This window comes from Pseudomonas sp. SDT291_1_S447 (assembly GCF_054070155.1).
Genome location: NZ_JBSVXS010000423.1, coordinates 1 through 224 on the forward strand (window position 1 = coordinate 1; position 224 = coordinate 224).

Annotated in this window: 1 protein-coding gene; it reads right to left on the reverse strand. The window is 63.8% G+C overall.

Features of this window, described 5'->3' with window-relative positions:
* A partial coding sequence (locus ACW9IR_RS30195) for a hypothetical protein (protein WP_457466276.1) occupies window positions 1-224 on the reverse strand: 224 nt, incomplete at both ends.

Sequence of the window (224 nt, forward strand, 5' to 3'; positions counted from 1 at the left end):
GATCGTAGCGATAGGCGAGCGGGCCGCGGCGGCTGTCGTTGATGTCGGTCAGTTGGCCGGCAGCGTCGTAGCTGTATTCGCGTTTGAGCAGCGTGGATTTGTCGTCGCTGCGTCCCAGCAACTGTTCCTGCAAACGGCCGGCCGGGTCCCAGCTTTGGGTTTGCAGCAAGTGGTTGCCTTGATGGCGGGCGACTTCGCGGTGCAGGTCGTCGCGTTCGTAGCCG